The organism is Flavobacterium psychroterrae (assembly GCF_018380615.1).
GTDB classification, from domain to species: Bacteria; Bacteroidota; Bacteroidia; order Flavobacteriales; family Flavobacteriaceae; genus Flavobacterium; species Flavobacterium psychroterrae.
Map to the genome: position 1 here is coordinate 1 of NZ_JAGYVZ010000088.1, position 352 is coordinate 352.

1 pseudogene is annotated in these 352 nt (G+C 32.4%); it reads right to left on the minus strand.

From position 1 onward, the window contains the following. Positions 1–352: pseudogene (locus tag KHA90_RS25175) on the minus strand (DNA primase); the annotation flags it as partial.

The following is a 352-nucleotide window of genomic DNA, read 5'->3' on the forward strand; positions in this document are numbered from 1 at the left end:
TTTGCGGATATACTTGTTTTATAGAGCCTGAATTTGGTTTTAAAATCCGTAAAAAATCTTTTTCTTTCTTTTAATAAATCGTCCGTAAATGAACTGATCCCTTTTTCTGTCATATCTGCAAGTTCATCATACTTTTTTACTTCATCATCTGTAAAAGTATTTTTACTCATGTCTAACCACAGTAAACGAGTTATCAAAGCTTCATCATCCGGCGAATGATTTCCAGTTAAGATTAATGATGATAATATAGGCACGGTTTCAGTACTTACATGACTGTCTAATGTTCCTCTTTTATATCCGTTTCTATCCCAAATACCTTTTAATATTCCATCGAGTTGCTTGTCTCCGTTTT